Annotated in this window: 15 protein-coding genes and 3 pseudogenes; 10 read left to right on the top strand and 8 right to left on the bottom strand. The window is 67.2% G+C overall.

Annotated features, from left to right (window positions below):
* The first annotated feature begins 48 nt into the window (after positions 1-48).
* Positions 49-480, top strand: a complete 432-nt coding sequence (locus ACNPQM_RS07365; RefSeq protein WP_418083357.1) for a hypothetical protein — start codon at positions 49-51, stop codon at positions 478-480.
* A 110-nt stretch (positions 481-590) separates the two neighbouring features.
* Here ACNPQM_RS07365 and ACNPQM_RS07370 read toward each other — a convergent pair whose 3' ends face one another.
* Positions 591-1127 (bottom strand): hypothetical protein, encoded by a 537-nt coding sequence (locus ACNPQM_RS07370; RefSeq protein WP_418083358.1) that lies wholly within the window; start codon positions 1125-1127, stop codon positions 591-593.
* A 258-nt stretch (positions 1128-1385) separates the two neighbouring features.
* On the opposite strand from ACNPQM_RS07370, the gene ACNPQM_RS07375 reads away from it, so the two are divergent.
* The 4 genes from ACNPQM_RS07375 to ACNPQM_RS07390 all read left to right on the top strand — a co-directional run bounded on the left by ACNPQM_RS07375 (position 1386) and on the right by ACNPQM_RS07390 (position 4062).
* A complete protein-coding gene (locus ACNPQM_RS07375; RefSeq protein ID WP_418083359.1) occupies positions 1386-1868 on the top strand; it encodes a hypothetical protein in 483 nt (160 codons plus the stop codon).
* Between the two features lie 15 nt (positions 1869-1883).
* Complete coding sequence (locus tag ACNPQM_RS07380; protein ID WP_418083360.1) at positions 1884-2297, top strand: globin family protein; 414 nt, start codon at positions 1884-1886, stop codon at positions 2295-2297.
* Between the two features lie 102 nt (positions 2298-2399).
* Positions 2400-3506 (top strand): globin domain-containing protein, encoded by a 1107-nt coding sequence (locus tag ACNPQM_RS07385; protein WP_418083361.1) that lies wholly within the window; start codon positions 2400-2402, stop codon positions 3504-3506.
* A gap of 10 nt (positions 3507-3516) precedes the next feature.
* On the top strand, positions 3517-4062 hold the full coding sequence (locus ACNPQM_RS07390; RefSeq protein WP_418083362.1) for a DivIVA domain-containing protein: 546 nt from the start codon (positions 3517-3519) through the stop codon (positions 4060-4062).
* A gap of 197 nt (positions 4063-4259) precedes the next feature.
* Here ACNPQM_RS07390 and ACNPQM_RS07395 read toward each other — a convergent pair whose 3' ends face one another.
* Positions 4260-4598, bottom strand: coding sequence for a DUF6221 family protein (locus ACNPQM_RS07395; protein ID WP_358862843.1), 339 nt, complete (start codon positions 4596-4598; stop codon positions 4260-4262).
* A gap of 315 nt (positions 4599-4913) precedes the next feature.
* Here ACNPQM_RS07395 and ACNPQM_RS07400 point away from each other — a divergent pair, with 315 nt between their 5' ends.
* Both ACNPQM_RS07400 and ACNPQM_RS07405 read left to right on the top strand, forming a co-directional pair.
* The gene (locus ACNPQM_RS07400) at positions 4914-5462 is read left to right on the top strand and encodes a VOC family protein (RefSeq protein ID WP_418083375.1); all 549 of its coding nucleotides are present in this window, start codon (positions 4914-4916) and stop codon (positions 5460-5462) included.
* A gap of 147 nt (positions 5463-5609) precedes the next feature.
* Positions 5610-6413, top strand: a complete 804-nt coding sequence (locus tag ACNPQM_RS07405) for a MerR family transcriptional regulator (RefSeq protein WP_418083363.1) — start codon at positions 5610-5612, stop codon at positions 6411-6413.
* Positions 6414-6557: 144 nt separating this feature from the next.
* Here the strand turns inward: ACNPQM_RS07405 and ACNPQM_RS07410 are convergent, their stop codons facing one another.
* The 5 genes and pseudogenes from ACNPQM_RS07410 to ACNPQM_RS07430 all read right to left on the bottom strand — a co-directional run.
* Positions 6558-10223 (bottom strand): S8 family serine peptidase, encoded by a 3666-nt coding sequence (locus ACNPQM_RS07410; protein WP_418083364.1) that lies wholly within the window; start codon positions 10221-10223, stop codon positions 6558-6560.
* A 195-nt stretch (positions 10224-10418) separates the two neighbouring features.
* Positions 10419-10691: pseudogene (locus ACNPQM_RS07415) on the bottom strand (XdhC family protein); the annotation flags it as partial.
* A complete protein-coding gene (locus ACNPQM_RS07420) occupies positions 10676-10912 on the bottom strand; it encodes a hypothetical protein (RefSeq protein ID WP_418083365.1) in 237 nt (78 codons plus the stop codon). The pseudogene ACNPQM_RS07415 and the gene ACNPQM_RS07420, both read right to left, overlap by 16 nt.
* Before the next feature lie 401 nt (positions 10913-11313).
* On the bottom strand, positions 11314-11523 hold the full coding sequence (locus ACNPQM_RS07425; RefSeq protein WP_418083366.1) for a hypothetical protein: 210 nt from the start codon (positions 11521-11523) through the stop codon (positions 11314-11316).
* A 237-nt stretch (positions 11524-11760) separates the two neighbouring features.
* A pseudogene (locus ACNPQM_RS07430) lies at positions 11761-12059 on the bottom strand (RNA-guided endonuclease InsQ/TnpB family protein); the annotation flags it as partial.
* On the opposite strand from ACNPQM_RS07430, the pseudogene ACNPQM_RS07435 reads away from it, so the two are divergent.
* The 3 genes and pseudogenes from ACNPQM_RS07435 to ACNPQM_RS07445 form a co-directional block, all read left to right on the top strand.
* Positions 12052-12240, top strand: a pseudogene (locus ACNPQM_RS07435) (IS200/IS605 family transposase); the annotation flags it as partial. The pseudogenes ACNPQM_RS07430 and ACNPQM_RS07435 overlap by 8 nt on opposite strands.
* A 641-nt stretch (positions 12241-12881) precedes the next feature.
* Positions 12882-13055: a hypothetical protein gene (locus ACNPQM_RS07440; RefSeq protein WP_358859644.1), complete on the top strand. Its 174-nt coding sequence runs from the start codon at positions 12882-12884 to the stop codon at positions 13053-13055.
* A 225-nt stretch (positions 13056-13280) separates the two neighbouring features.
* The gene (locus ACNPQM_RS07445) at positions 13281-13787 is read left to right on the top strand and encodes a hypothetical protein (protein ID WP_358859643.1); all 507 of its coding nucleotides are present in this window, start codon (positions 13281-13283) and stop codon (positions 13785-13787) included.
* 237 nt (positions 13788-14024) lie between these two features.
* Here the strand turns inward: ACNPQM_RS07445 and ACNPQM_RS07450 are convergent, their stop codons facing one another.
* Positions 14025-14510, bottom strand: a complete 486-nt coding sequence (locus tag ACNPQM_RS07450; RefSeq protein WP_358859642.1) for a VOC family protein — start codon at positions 14508-14510, stop codon at positions 14025-14027.
* Positions 14511-14700 lie beyond the last annotated feature (190 nt).

Below are 14700 nucleotides of genomic sequence, written 5' to 3' on the forward strand. Positions count from 1 at the left end.
CCGGCGCACTCCCCCACCGCCCAACGCCACCCACCAGCAGGTCACTTCGTGTCTCATGAGACACACCGAAGTCTGGAGTACGACGGGCACCGGATGATCATGGTGCGGGCCGAGGACACGGTCACCCTGTACGCCCGGTCGGGGCGGGTCCTCACGCCGTACTGGATGGACCTGGCCCTGGCCGGCATGGAACTGCGGCCGGGCACGGTGCTGGACAAGGAGGCAGTGATCTGGAGGCATGGGCGGCTCGATTTCGGAGCGGCCCGGTCGAGGGCCGCGTCGTCCGTGACCCGGGCCCGTGCACTGGCCGCCCGATACCCGGCCTCGTATGCCTGCTGGGATCTCGTGCAGCACCCGGCCCGGCGATCGGCGACACCCGCCCCCTCCCGTACACGGAGCGACGCGCCCTGCTCCTGGAACTGCTCGCCGATGTCGGCCCGCCGATCCAGCCCGTACCGGCAACCGATGACAGGGACGTAGCAGAACACTGGTACGAGGCACTCCAGGCGCAGGGCCTTGTCATCGCTGACGTGAGTACCTGTTTTCATTCCCAGGCTCGGTGACGAGTCGGGCGAAACCGTGCTGGAGCGCTACGAGAGGGTGGTGGCATGCTCCCGCAGGAAGGCTCCGGCATGAGCGGCGGCCTCTTCCCTCGTCGCGTACCAAGTGCCGTCCTCGGCGGCGCCGCGAGTTTCGTCCGCGCCCTCGCCCGCCCAGGCCCAGCCACCGGACGACGGGTCCTGCACCAGTTCGGCTGTGCCGCCGAAGAGTTCGAGCGCCGCGCCCCTCTGCGCCGCCACGGCAGCGGGGCGAGGAACTGCGTCGGGCCACTTCTTGCGCGCGCCCTGGCGGGTAATGCCCCAGACCGCACCCATCTGCTCGTAGTTCGCGCCGTAGGAGCCGGCTGTCGCCGCCGCGATCGCCGTCAGATGCTTGACCTCCGTATCCACCACCTTCCAGGCGGCAAGGACGGACAGAGTCACATCAACCGGGTCCGCCTCCCACATGCGGGCCGTGGACAGCCCTGACTGGCGGGAGCGAATGGCCGCTGCGAGCGGGTTGAGGGCATCAGTAAGGGCCATACCCAGCTCGGCCCGCTCTTCGGAGGTGATCTCGATCGAAGCCATGCGACAACTATAGTTACCGTAATCGATACCGACAACTTTAGTTCCGGCTGGGCGGCACCGCACCGAGGTCGACCAGGTGGCCTGCCGCACAGTGAAAAGCACTGTGGCCGCGCTGCAGGAGCTGGGGATGCTCTGCGTGGGGCGCACGCGCGCGGGGAAACCGGCGGGTTGAGCTACGGGGCCACTCACCCTGCGGGCGAATACTGCAACTCTCGAATACCGACACTTCGCCAGTGCCACGCTGACACCGTCGACGGTTTGATCGTCGGGTTCACGGGGCCCAGGCTCCGCCCGCATCACCTGGCCCTGGTGGTCGGCGACGAGGACAGCAAGGTACGGCTGTCAGCCCGCCTCGAGCCCGTCGGCGTCGTCGACGCGTTCGCGCCGTGCGGGGCGGTCGCGGGGGTGATGGCCCGTACGGATGTGTCGCGCGACGTGTGGAAGGCACCGGCCGGCATCGACGCCGGGATCGCCGGCGCCAGCGGCCTCGCCGTGACGCTCACCGACGACCACCGGCTCGGCAAGGCAGAGGCGGATCACGGGAGTTATCAGGAAATGGCCGAAGTCCTCAGTGGACCTGCCTGGCCGGTGCCGCCCTGGGGAGCGGATCGATACGTATGCGAATCCTCCGAAATTTCGGCTGAACCCATAGCGCGCATAGGGATTGTCCAGGCAAGTCGGCAGCGTCTCCGCAGATCGGATTCATCACGGACCCAACTTGTTCGAATAGAGCTCCGCTGACTACAGTCAGCCGCCATGACCGCTGACTTCTCATTGATCCGGAGCAGCTTCGCGGCTGTTCAGCCGAACGGTTCACAGGTGACCGAGTACTTCTACGACCACCTGTTCGCCCACCACCCCAGTGTGCGTCCCCTGTTCGCAGCCCACCTCGATGAACAGCGCGACCGCCTGTGGGCGGCGCTGGGCGCACTGGTCGCCAACCTGGAGAACACCGACATGCTCGTGGGCATGCTGCAAAACCTGGGGCGGCGCCATGCGGGATACGGCGCGCTGGCCGAGCACTATCCAGCCGTGGGCGCCAGCCTGATCGCGGCCCTGCGCCACTTCGCGGGCGATGCGTGGACACCGGCCGTCGAAGAGTCATGGACGGCGGTCTACGGCGTGATCAGCAGCACGATGGTCGCAGCCGGCGAGGCAGCTCCCAGCTGACCCAGTCGCCGTTCGGCTCCTCACTACGAGGAGCCGAACGGCTTTCGATCCTTGGAGGTCACCCCTGATGCCAGCCCTGATGCCAGCAACCGGAGGGCGGACGTGAGCGATTCCCAGGCGCTGAGAGATTCCTTCGCTCTCGTCGGCAAATCTGGGGACGAGGTGCCACGGTACTTCTACTCCTACTTGTTCCTCATCGCGCCGGAGGTCCGGCCGATGTTCCCGGTGGCCATGGGGGCGCAGCGCGACCGGCTCGTCGCCGCCCTGGGCCGGATCGTCGCCGAGGCGGACGACCCTGACCGACTCCTTCCGTTTGTTCAGCAACTAGGCCGCGACCACCGCAGGTTCCAGGTGGTCGCTCAGCACTACGAGGCGGTGGGACAGGCGCTGCTGGCCACGCTGGCCTACTTCCTGGGCGAGGCGTGGACCCCGGAACTCCAGCGTGGCTGGACCGATGCCTACTCCCTGGTGGCTCGCACCATGATTCAGGCCGCCGAAGCCGACAGCGCGGCGAATCCGGCCTGGTGGAACGCCCAGGTGGTGCGACACGAGCAACGCGGCTTCGATCTCGCGGTGCTGACGCTGCGTCTGGACCAGCCGATGGCTTACCTGCCCGGGCAGTCCGTCATGGTGGAAACCCCGATGCTGCCGAGCACCTGGCGGCCCTACACCCCGGCCAACGCACAACGTGCCGACGGGACCGTCGAGTTCCATGTGCGCGCCGTCGACGGCGGCCTGGTCAGCCCGGCCCTGGTGTACGGGCTGCGCCAAGGTGACGTACTGCGCCTGGGAGCCCCGGTCGGTGAAAGGCTCACCCTCCGGGCGTCCCGGGGCCGCGATCTGGTGCTGATCGCCGGGGGCACCGGTCTGGCCCCGCTGCGCGCCCTGGTCGAAGAGGTCGCCCGGCACGGTCCGCATCGCCGGGTCGACCTGTTCGTAGGGGCACCCGACAACCACGGCCTGTACGACCTGCCCGCGCTCAGGCAACTGGCCCAGGCCCACCCGTGGCTTCGCGTCACGCCGCTGGTCGGTGCCGATGCCGGCACCTTCGACAACCGCAGTCTCGCCGGCCCGGTCCTGCGCTCCGCCGCGTGGAGTGGATGCTCCTTCTACATCTGCGGCTCGTCGGCCATGGTCTCCGCGACAGTGCGCGAACTGGCGGACGCAGGCATTGCCCACGACCTGCTGCACTTTGAAGACGCTCGGTGATCGGAGACACGTGAACGAGACAGGAGCCCACCAGCCGCAGGAGCCGTGGGAGCCCCGGATGACGCCCGAGGCACTACGGTCGATGACCTTCCCCCGCGCCCCCCTGACCCGTCGTGGCTACAACGAAGAGGCAGTGCACGACGCCCTGCGACGCTGCTCCCAGGTGCTGACCGCGCTCACGGAAGAGAACGACCGGCTCCGGGGGGACATGCAGCGTCACCGGGACTGGATCCGGGCGAACAACATCGGCGACGGCAGCGGCCCCACAGGGGTGCCGACCGTGGACGCCGTACTTCAGCAGGCCCGCGCCCAGCAGTCGGCCGAGCAGACCGTCTCCGCGGCCCGCGATCAGGCCCGCAACATGGTGCGGGCCGCCAGAGCGCAGGCCGAGGCGATCTTGCAACAGAGGTGGGAACAGGCCACCCAGGCGAACGAAAGCGACCAGGAAGAGACCGAGCGGCTCATCACCTACCTGCGCCAGATCGCACAGTCTCTGACCGTCACCGCGGACCAGTACGACACCAAGCGCCCCGACGCCTCCCCGGACGAGGCCTGACCGGCGCACACCGCGAACCCGGTTACCAGGCGGCATGTGGCCTGGCCGCGGCCTGCGCGTCGTACTCGCGGAGCATGCGCATACGATCTCGGCCGTCGACAGCGCCCAGGCCTTCGCCCTCGACTGCCGATGCGGCTTCGTACGGCGGCATCGCGCCGGCCGAGGCAGTGACGTCAGACCTCCAACACCGTCCGCCGTCAGCCTCGTGGGCGCCAATCCTGTCGGTATTCGGGATGCCGGGCATGTGGCTGTGCAAGCACGGACAGCGCGCGACTCAGAGCGGCGGCCTGGCCTTCCAGCCAGGCAGCGTCGACGAACTCGGCCGTCGGCACAGTGACGCCCGCCGCCGTCATCTCCGTGATCTTCCGCGCGGCGCCGGCGGCCAGGACGGTCGCCCTTTCGCATGCGTCCACGATGGCCTGCTTGGCATTCACCTCTGCAACATCCGCCTGCCAGTTCTGCATGCGGAATTCTATGGCTGTCTGTCGTTCTTCGGCATATCGCGCCCGCAGAAAGCAAATGAGGTCATCGATCAAGGCAGTCCTTACCGGCATGGCAACAACACGGCCAAGGACGGGCAGTACTGCCCTCGGTCCGCGCACAGAAAGCCGGGGTACTGGGGATGCCCCGGCTCTCTGCGGGGCCGCCATTCGGAACGACCCCCTCCGATTCTGCGTTATGAGGCCAAGCCGTGTCACACAGGGACAATGGCGGCACCCCTCAAGCACCTCACCAAGCGGCGCCGGCACCGTGCCGGCCGATGTGGCATCCGCGGGCGGATCGACGCGAGCACGGGCTGACTCGCTGCCGGGCTTGACCCTCACGCTGCGTGAGGGTCAACGATGTGGCGCATGAGTGATTTCTTCAATGCGTTCAAGATGGGCCCGCTCACCGAGCGAGGACCCGAGGCGGTTGCACCGGAGGTGTTTCGTGGCATCTACGCGATGCCGATGTTCGTGACGATTCCGACATCCGATCTGGCGGTGTCGACGGACTTCTGGGTGCGCGGGCTCGGCTTCATCGAGCTGTTCAGCATTCCCGGGCAGGTGGTCCATCTGCGTCGTTGGGCGTTCCAGGACGTGCTGCTCGTCCCCGCAGAGGCAAGCCCCGAAGAGGCCGACGTTCCGGCGATGAGCGTGAGCTTCGCATGCGTTCTGAACGAGATCGATCCCCTTGTCGCGGCGTGTACGCAACTCGTACCCGGCAGCGTGACCGACCCGCGAGATACTCCCTGGAGCACTCGCGACGTGGAAGTGATCACCCCTGAGCGGGCGCGGGTCGTGTTCACCGCGCCGAGGCAGTTCGATCCCGACAGTCAGGAGGTGCGCGATCTCGCAGCGGTCGGAATCGTCGCCCCGGAAACGGCGGAGGACGGTCACAGTGACTCCTCCCCCACCTGACGCCAGTACATCGAAGGGCAGAACGACCTGCCTGATCGTCACCCCAAGGGCGCAGCGAACTTTGGCGCTTCGCGCATCCGGACCAAGGATGCGTTTCCCTCCCCGGCTGAAGCCGGGGATACTCACGCAAGATCAGGGATGGAGATCATGGTTGATCGGAACATCGACGACGGTGCCACGGTGGGCGCGGCCGCCGAGCTCGCGGGGGTGACTGTCCGCACGCTGCATCACTGGGACGAGATCGGCTTGGCGTCGCCCTCCGTGCGCACCCCGGCGGGCTATCGCCATTACACCGAAGAAGACCTGCAACGTCTGTACCGGATCGTCGCCTACCGGGAAGCCGGGCTCGGGCTGGATGCGGTGCGTGAGGTGCTCGACGACCCGACCGCTGACATCGGCGCCACCCTGCAGGACCAGCGTTCCCAGCTCGCCGAGCGGATCCATGATCTGCAACAGCTCGACAAGCGCCTGGAACGAATGAGCCACGCGCACGAGCGCGGCATTCTCCTGAGCGACGAGGAGCAGGCGGAGACGTTCGGGGCGGACTGGGACGCGCGCCGATCCGAGCAAGCCCGCGCCGTGTGGGGAAGTTCCCCCCAATGGGCGCAGTTCGCCGAGCGCTCCGCCTCCCGCACCCGGGAGCAGTGGCAGTCGCTGTCTGACGCGATGTCGACGTTGCAACGCGATCTGGGCGAGGCTCTGGACGAGGGCGTCATTCCGGGCAGCCCAGAGGCGAACAACCTCGTCGAGTGTCACCGCGATGTCTTCTCCCACTTCTTCCCACTCACGCGGCAGATGCAAGTGTGCCTGGGACGGATGTTCGAGTCCGACCCAGGTTTCTCCGCCCACTACGACGGCATCCGAGCCGGGCTGGCCTCCTGGTTCCGGCGGATCATCGACGAGTCTGCTCGCGCCCACGGGATCGATCCCAACGCCGCAACCTGGCAGTAGCACCCACAGGCAGGCGTCAGGCCGCAGCTTCCGCCAGCTGGACAGGTGGCTCCACACCCCCGTCGGAGGGTGTGGAGCCACCTCGTTCGCAACCTCCCGAACAACCTCAAGAGGAACTGTCAGCAGGTCACTTCAGCCGGACCGTCACTTCAGGCCGAACGCCCGGATGATTTCCTGATCGACGCCGAGCCCGTCCCCGGCCTCGGCGTGCGCCTTGATCGAGACGAAACCGCCGGCCTTCTTCGGCGTCTGGAACCGTGCGGTCCAGGAACCGGCCGAATTCTCGCGCAGCTCCACGTCGCTCCAGTTCTTGCCGTCGTCGTAGCTGACCGACAGCGAGGCCTTCTTCGCCTTCACCGCACCGTCCAGCCACTCCTGCGTGCCCGAGGTGAGACCGATCTCGGTCCACCGGCCCGCCGAGACGTCACCGGCCAGATCGGTCTCGACCCCGTAGTCCAGCTGGAGCATCGGGATGTCGGCCTGGTTCGGACCGTTCTTGTCCAGCGCTCCCGAGACGAAGTTCCACTCGGTGTGGGTGCGGGTGGAGGTCTTCCACACGTCTGCGTCCCGGGTGGCGTCGAGCACGAAGCGATACGGCAGCTTCTCGGCGGACACGTCCCAGGCGAAGCCGGCCCGGCCCTTGACCTTCTTGATCAGCGTGTCGCCCTGGTAGAAGGCGGTACTGGTGGTCTCGTACTCGTTCTCCATGGCGCCCGAGTGGCCCGCGCCCGAGTCGGTCCACGGAGTGAAGTTGAACTGGATGTCGTTGTAGACGGAGCGGAACGGACCCCAGTAGGCGGTGCCCAGACGCGGGCGGGAGATCGGCGCGAACCACTGCGCGGAGTAGGTGCGGCCCGCCGTGTAGTCCAGGGCGCCGCCGCGCATCTCCTGCGCGGAGTCCGTCTGGGTGGCGTTGAGGACCGAGTGGTTCTCGTACCAGAAGGAGTCGCCCGGAAGGGGGTTGACCCACTCCTGGCGGGTGCCCGGGAACTTCTCGTACTCCTCGAAGCCGACACCCGGGCCGTAGTCCGGGATGTCATAGCGGAAGCCCGCTCCGAGCGTGTCCTTGTGGCCGTAGAAGGTGTTCTCCACCTTCGCCAGCTGGCGGGTCGACGGAGCGAACTCCAGCGAACGGTCCGGCACGAAGCCGTCGTGGCGGTCCACCAGGTCGTACACGTAGCTCGCGTAACGGTGCTGAGCAACCGTCAGCTTCGCACCACGCTGCGCGGCCTTGATCAGGTCCTCGCCCGCCAGGCGCTGGACCGAGGCGACCGGAATGGTTCCCTTGGTCCCGTAGCGGGTGTAGCTCTCCATCAGGACGCCGTCGCCGTCGTTGACGACGAACAGTGCCCCGGCGCCCGCGGCCACCGCGTTGGCGAGCCGGTCGGCGGGAGCCACCGCGTCACTGCTGCGGATGACGACGGCCTTGCCCTTGACGTTCAGACCCTCGTAGTCGGCTACGGCGCCGTTACCCGCGAAGACGCCGGCCAGCTTCTCCTCACCGCCCTCGGCGATCGCCGCACCACCCTGCGGGAAGACCGGCACGCCACGGCCCTCGACCGACACATCCAGCTGCTTCTCGCCCTGCCGCCAGCGGGTCAGGAAGGAGAAGCTGCCCTGCTTGACCTTCTCGGTGGGACTGGCCCACAGCTGGTCGTAGATCAACGGGATCTGGTACAGGTCGCGCTGGACCGTGCCATCCGGTGCGGTGCGCGCCATGTCAAATCGCAGCTGTCGGGTCTCGGTCTCCTTCGGGGTCCGCACACTGACCTTGCGGGCCTTGGACGCGTCGAGGGTGACCGTGGTCGCCTTGTCGAGGATCGTCTCGGGGGCCGCGAGGAATGCCACGGCCTTCGAGTCGGCGCGGTCGCCGGCGATGTCCGCGGCGGTCCAGGCGGTGTAGTTGCCCGGCGGCAGCCGCAGTGTGGACTCGCCCGACACCGGGACGACATTCAGGTTCGGATCGCCGAGCGCGCCGAGGACGACCAGGCCGTCCATCGGCTTGCCGTCGCGGTCACGGAGCCTGAGCGTCAGGTCGTACAGCTCCTGCTCCTTGTTGAGGGCGAAGCCGGTGTGGGCGACGACGGTGCCCGCCGCGTCCTTGGCGATGACCTGACCGGAGAACTGGGTGTCGTTCGCGACCTTCGACGGATCCAGCGAAAGCACGGCCTCGGCGGTGGAACCGGCCGGGACAGTCAGCTGATTCGTCGACAGGGAGTAGGCCTCGGCATCGGTGTCCATGGCCAGGTCGAGGGTGACGTCCTTCGTACCGGTGTTGCGGTACGTGATGGTCCGCTGGGCGACCGGGTCGGACGCGGAGTGCGGCCAGTTGTAGGAGGCGACCGCGACGGAGCCGGTGGCCTCGATGGTGGTGTCGACGGCCGCCTTCACATCGAGCCGACCGGTGCCCTGCTCGTACGGGGTGTACGCGTCGAGCTTCTTCGACGAGCTCATCAGCGCGTCCTTGATCCGCTGACCGGACCAGTCGGGGTGACGCTGCTTCAGGATGGCTGCGGCGCCCGCGACATGAGGGGTCGCCATCGACGTACCCTGCATCGACTGGTACATCCCGCTGACGCCCGGAACCGCCTGCGAGGCGGCAGCGTTGATGGCCACACCCGGTGCGGACAGGTCGGGCTTCAGGCCGTAGGACCTGACGAGCGGGCCCATCGAGGAGAAAGCGGCGCGTTTGTCCTTCTTGTCGACGGCGGCGACGGTGAGTGCCTTCTCCGCCGAACCGGGCGAGCCGATGGTGCCCGCGCCGTACGCGTTGCCTGCGGCAATCACGAACAGCGGCCCGCCGTCGGCGGAGAGCGCGTCGACGGCCTGGGACATCGGGTCGGAGCCGTCGTCCGGAATGCTGGACCCGAGGCTCATGGAGACGACGTCGGCGCCCTCGGCCTTCGCCCACTCCATGGCTTCGATGATCCCGGAGTCCGCGCCCGAGCCCTCATCGCCGAGCACCTTGCCGATGATCAGATCGGCGCCCGGGGCGACGCCCTTGTTGACGCCCTCCGAGGCGGCGCCCGAGCCCGCGATCGTGGAGGCGACGTGCGTGCCGTGGCCGTGCCTGTCGAGGACCTCCTCGCCCGGCACGAAACTCTTGGTTTCGAGCACGCGGTCCTTGACATCCGGGTGGGTCGCATCGATTCCGGTGTCCAGGACTGCGACCTTGGAGCCCTTGCCGTCGTAGCCCTCGGCCCACGCCTGCGGGGCGTTGACCTGCGGCACTGAGTCCTTGAGCGCGGCCTCCACCCGGCCGTCGAGCCAGAGCTTGGCAATGCCCTTGCCCAGCGAACGGGCCTTGGGGGTACGGGCGATGTCGTTCCAGAAGGCCCGGGCGGTGCCCTTCTCGGCCTTCAGCGCGGCGCCGTGGATGCTCTCCAGAGTGCGGGTCTTCTTCGCACCGCGAGGGGCGGCCGGCAGTGAGCGGCCCTGACTCGCCGAGTAGGTGGCGATCAGCGGAATGCCGCCGGACTTCCGGTCGTCGTACCCCATCTTGGCCAGAGCCGAGACATTGAACAGTCGGCGGTCCAACCTTCCCGCAGCAATGAGGGAGTTGGCCTCGTCGGGCAGGACGTACAGATCGTCACCGGCCTGCTGGACATGCACGCCGCCGGCCGCTCCGTCGGGGCGGTCCACGGTGACGGTGTCCTGCTTGCCGACGCCATCCGAGTAATGCACGACATCCCCCGTGAGCAGGGTGATGTCGTACTCCTTGACAGGGGCGGCGGCCTGCCGGTCGACGGGCCCGGACTGACCCGCGGCGGTGGAAGCGAAGCCCGTTGCGGGCAACAGTGCCCCACTCACCAGGGCGACCGAAGTCGCTATGAGCAGAGCCCTGCGTCCCGCACGAGCGGATCTCGCCCGGCCGGAAGCGGAGGAGGATGTGAATGTCATGCAGCAGATCTAAAGGTAAAACCGAGGCTACGGTTGGGTTCACACCTGGCGTGAAGCCGCCGTGGCGGCAACCCGCCCACGAACGACCGTGGTTCAGGGGACGGTTCAAGCCACAGAGATGATCATTCCATTCGACGCCCCGTCGCCTTCGTGATGGATCTGCGTGTGCGCGCCCTTGAGCGGTACTCCGCTGCCACCGCACGGGTCGGCGACGATTTCGGCGGCGATCGACAAGCGGTCTCCTCGGGGTACGAGCACCGAGGTCGAGGCCGATCGGCGAGTGCAGCCTGGCCAGTTCCGGCTCCATGACCCGACCTCGCGCAGCCGGTCGTTGCACTCGAGGTGGGTACGGCGCGAGCCCATCACTCCGACATACGCCCGAAGAACCCGCCCAGGCCGGCCGAGGCCGGCTGCTTGACGTGACTGACAAGCGTGAAGTCAGATGCGGTGACGAGCACCCAGTGGCGACGCACCCGTACTGGGCGACCCTCGACAACGGCTACGACATGCTCCCGCGAACCGACGATCAAGGTGCCAAGATTCATCGGCCCGACGCCGTGGTTCACCACCCAAGCAGCGGTTCGGTGCAGGAGGCCCACGGGCAACTCCCCGCGCCCGGCCAGGAATTCACACCCAAGACACCCCGTCACATCGACGCGCACCAGCCTGTACTGACGACGCCCGCCTCCCTCACAGACGGCGGGTCGTCCGCAGCATCGCTCCCTTCAAGATACCGATTCATCCGGGTGATCCGCCGACGTGCGGCCACGCGCCCGTCGCAAGAGGTGCCTCGCGAGCAACATCACCCAGACCACCAGAAAGAGCGCCGCGACAACCCTCATCCAGGGGGCAGTGCTGCTACTGGCTGCTGTCCACCCATAGAACACGATGCTCAAGCACATCCCACCCGGGCCGGCGAAGAACTCGGCTCTCGGATTTCGTGACATCCCCACCCTCCTCATACTCTCCCAGGCTCCGCCCGTTCCACTCCTGGCCCTGATCAGGATCCGTCCCATACCTCCAGACGCTTGAGTCGGCGCTGCCGGAGGCGCTCCGAGACAGCCGTGAGGGCGAAGACAACGCCCAGAGCCAGCCCGAAGACCACAGCGAACATGGGGTCGTCGGGTTCCTCCTCACGCGACAGCATCAAGAAGAAGAGCGTGAAGGGAACGGCCGCGCAGAGACCGGTGCCGATCGGGTGTCGGGCCACCCACTTCTGGATCCGAGTCGGACGCCGCTGCCCACCCAGGGCCCGATCCAGGGTCCAGAATGCATCGCCCAGAAGCCGCCGCCAGTTCGCCACGACAGAAGAATATGCCAGCCGATCCGCTCCCCTCCCCGGGCGAGGGCTGGTGATCAAACCGCGGTCTGTCAGCCACCGCGACCGAGGACCGACGTCATTTCATTTCTCGTGACTCCTCCCCCACCTGATGGTGGGGGCTTCTCGCTATGCCGGTTGGGCTTCGCGACGGACCAGCCCGGCCCGTAGAACGTTCAGGGCGCCCACCGTGTCCGCGTGTGCCTGGTGGCCGCACGACACGCAGTGGAACTTCTCCTGGGTGGGCCGGTTCTCCTTGACGGTGTGCCCGCACTGAGGGCACCGCCGGGAGGTGTTGCGGGGGTCCACGGCCATCACTTCCCGTCCGGCGCATTCTGCCTTGGCGGTGAGGATCGTCAGGAACACCCCCATCCGGCATCAGCGATCGAACGGTTCAGCCCGGCCTTGGCAGCGGCCCCGTTGGGCAAGCTGATCAACTCACTCAAAGGCGTCAGCTCCAGGTACCTGCGAGCTGAGTACACCGCGCGAATCAACCGCATCGGCACGGGACCGGTGTTCTGGTCCCGCTCCTACTTCGCGGGATCCTGCGGCGGAGCACCACTGACCGTGATCCGCCAGTACATCGAAGGGCAGAAACGACCTGCCTGATCGTCACCCCAAGGGCGCAGCGAACTTTGGCGCTTCGCGCCTCCGGACCAAGGATGCGTTTCCCTCCCCGGCTGAAGCCGGGGATACCCACGCAAGATCAGGGATGGAGATCCCCGCCTCTGGGCGAGCGCGCATGCCGTCCGAACCCATCGAGAAACGCTGTCACTGGAAGTGAAAGAACCCACCCCACGCCGTACGACATCGCCGTCGCCGTCGCCAGCCGATGGCGCCCGGCCCCGATCACCTCGGACTTCCCGCGGCCGGCCGTGTCCCCACGGCGCCAGTGGAGCCAAACATGCCGGGCAGCTCAACCGGCCAGCCCGCAGCTGCCGCTCCACCAGCAGCACGTCCGAGTCCACAACCAGCACCGCCACCTCCGCCTGACCTGCAGCAATCAGCAGGTCGGAGCGGGCGCCTGCGGCGGACTCGTAGCACCGTCCGTCGCAAAGGAAGCCCCAGAGGACGTCGACAGCGGCGAGCGAGGCGTCACCCATTCGGCCCGTAGTGATTGCTGTAGGGCGGAGTTGAGGGTGGGCTGTGAGTGCGCCTGGCGATAGTCGCCGGCGCCAAGAGGGCGGGGCACCCCCTGCCGAACGAGCGGGGCCAGCCCACGCCGACCCACACGAGACTTGGAGATCCCCATGCCTTACCGCAAGGGACAGCACGTGGAGTACCGGGACCAGCAGGACGAGCTTCAGCGGGGCGAGATCCGGAGTGCCGAGGGCAGCGGGGCACAGACTCGCTACGCCGTCCAGAACGAGATGACCATGCGCGAGGACAAGGTCAGCGAGAGCCAGATCGAGCGGGAGCTGTAGTAACACCCCTGCCGACACAGCCCGCCGTTGCGCCGAACCAAAGTGCACCGGCGGGCTGACAGCTGTCCTGCGACCCCGCGGTACCGATCTCGATCAACAAGGCCTACAAGACTCGCTCGGGCGTCGCGATCAGCCGGGTCCCTGTCGGCCGCACCCGTCCGCCCCTTAACGCAGGCCGCTGACCGCATTGTTGAGCTGGTGGCCCTTCTCGTGGACGCTTGTGGGGTGAACGAGGACGGCGAATACATGCTGAGAGAACTCCAGTCCCTGGACCCCGCGGTGCGCGCGGACGTCCTGCGCATGCTGGACTGCGTCGTCCAGGGCCTCCCCGCTCACTGGCAGCGCCGCAGGGGGGTGCCGCAGCTCATGGTGTTCCTCGACGGTCCGGAAGATGTGCGGATGGAGAAGATCACCCTGCGGGAGCTGTCCGGGCATGGGTATCTCGACGAGTTCAGCCGCTGGGCTGGCAGCGTCCCGGTATCGAAGGCCAGGGAACACGGCTGTGCCGCCCTGGTCCACGGGAACCGTATTCACGCGAGGATCAACCAAGTCGGCCCCATCGGATCGGGCCGGCACCGTCCCGACACCTTCGTTTGCATCCGCACCGTGCACCGGGATTTGAGAATGAGCCCATCTTTTTCTCTCAAGTTCGATGTCGAAGGCCGGTTCTTCCCGCGGCTCGTGTTTCATAAGTGGGTCTTCGATACCATCGCCCGCGCCCGGCAGAGTTGAGCCCGAGGCGAGTACTTCGGTCGTACCGGGAAGCCTTGGCCGCTGTCGCGCAACGAAGCCGGCCACAGGAAGCAGTCAACTACATCCAGCTCGGCCGGCAAGACCTTAACAGGCATGCCAGAGGCCGTGGTTGAGCCCGCAACTCAATGGAGGCGCAGAGCGGGATGACCGCCTGAACGGAGCTGGAACCACGTCGAGACAGCCGAGCCGGACCAGAACGCATCCAACCGCGAGCGGTCACCCGGCGGCGGCCAGGCGGCGCCGAAGCTCCTCCTCCGATACGTTTTCCACGTGGGTCAGAAATACCCACATGTGACCCGAAGGGTCCCTGAGGATGACGGTGCGGTCACCGTGAAACATGTTCGTCGGTGGCTGGAGGATCTCGGCGCCGGCAGCCTCTGCGCGCTCTGCCAAGCTGTCGACGTCCGGCACAAAAACATGCAGCGTGACGGACGTGCCTCCACCGAGCGAGGTCGGCGCGGCGAAGGAGCCGGCCTCCGCCTCGTCCACGCCGGCGTCGCCCAGCATCAGCGTCGACCGTCCAATGGTGATCTCGGCGTGCAGAATCCCGCCGCCCGGAGCATCGATCCTGAAGTCCTCACGGGCGCCGAACGCCCGCTGGTAGAAGTCGATCGCCGCGGCGGCGTCATCGACCATGATGTGCGGGATCACGGCATAGCGGTAACGGTCGGGGATCTCGATGTCAGCTGTGCGCTCGGCCATGACGAATCTCCTTGAAAGGCACCGCTAGTCGGTTCTTGCGGCTCTGGAACGAACCTAGAAACTCAAGCTTGGTTCAGGTCAAGCGCCGATGCGCCCCCATCCGTGATCTTGCGTGGGTATCCCCGGCTTCAGCCGGGGAGGGAAACGCATCCTCGGCCCGGAGGCGCGAAGCGCCAAAGTTCGCTGCGTT

Origin of the sequence: Streptomyces sp. NPDC056231, assembly GCF_048270745.1 — a bacterium.
Lineage (GTDB): Bacteria > Actinomycetota > Actinomycetes > Streptomycetales > Streptomycetaceae > Streptomyces.

Bases quoted from the DNA above. Each gene is read 5' to 3' on its own strand.
- ACNPQM_RS07370 (WP_418083358.1), bottom strand. From the start codon at position 1,127: ATGGCTTCGATCGAGATCACCTCCGAAGAGCGGGCCGAGCTGGGTATG.
- ACNPQM_RS07380 (WP_418083360.1), top strand. From the start codon at position 1,884: ATGACCGCTGACTTCTCATTGATCCGGAGCAGCTTCGCGGCTGTTCAG.
- ACNPQM_RS07400 (WP_418083375.1), top strand. From the start codon at position 4,914: ATGAGTGATTTCTTCAATGCGTTCAAGATGGGCCCGCTCACCGAGCGA.
- ACNPQM_RS07405 (WP_418083363.1), top strand. From the start codon at position 5,610: ATGGTTGATCGGAACATCGACGACGGTGCCACGGTGGGCGCGGCCGCC.
- ACNPQM_RS07440 (WP_358859644.1), top strand. From the start codon at position 12,882: ATGCCTTACCGCAAGGGACAGCACGTGGAGTACCGGGACCAGCAGGAC.
- ACNPQM_RS07450 (WP_358859642.1), bottom strand. From the start codon at position 14,510: ATGGCCGAGCGCACAGCTGACATCGAGATCCCCGACCGTTACCGCTAT.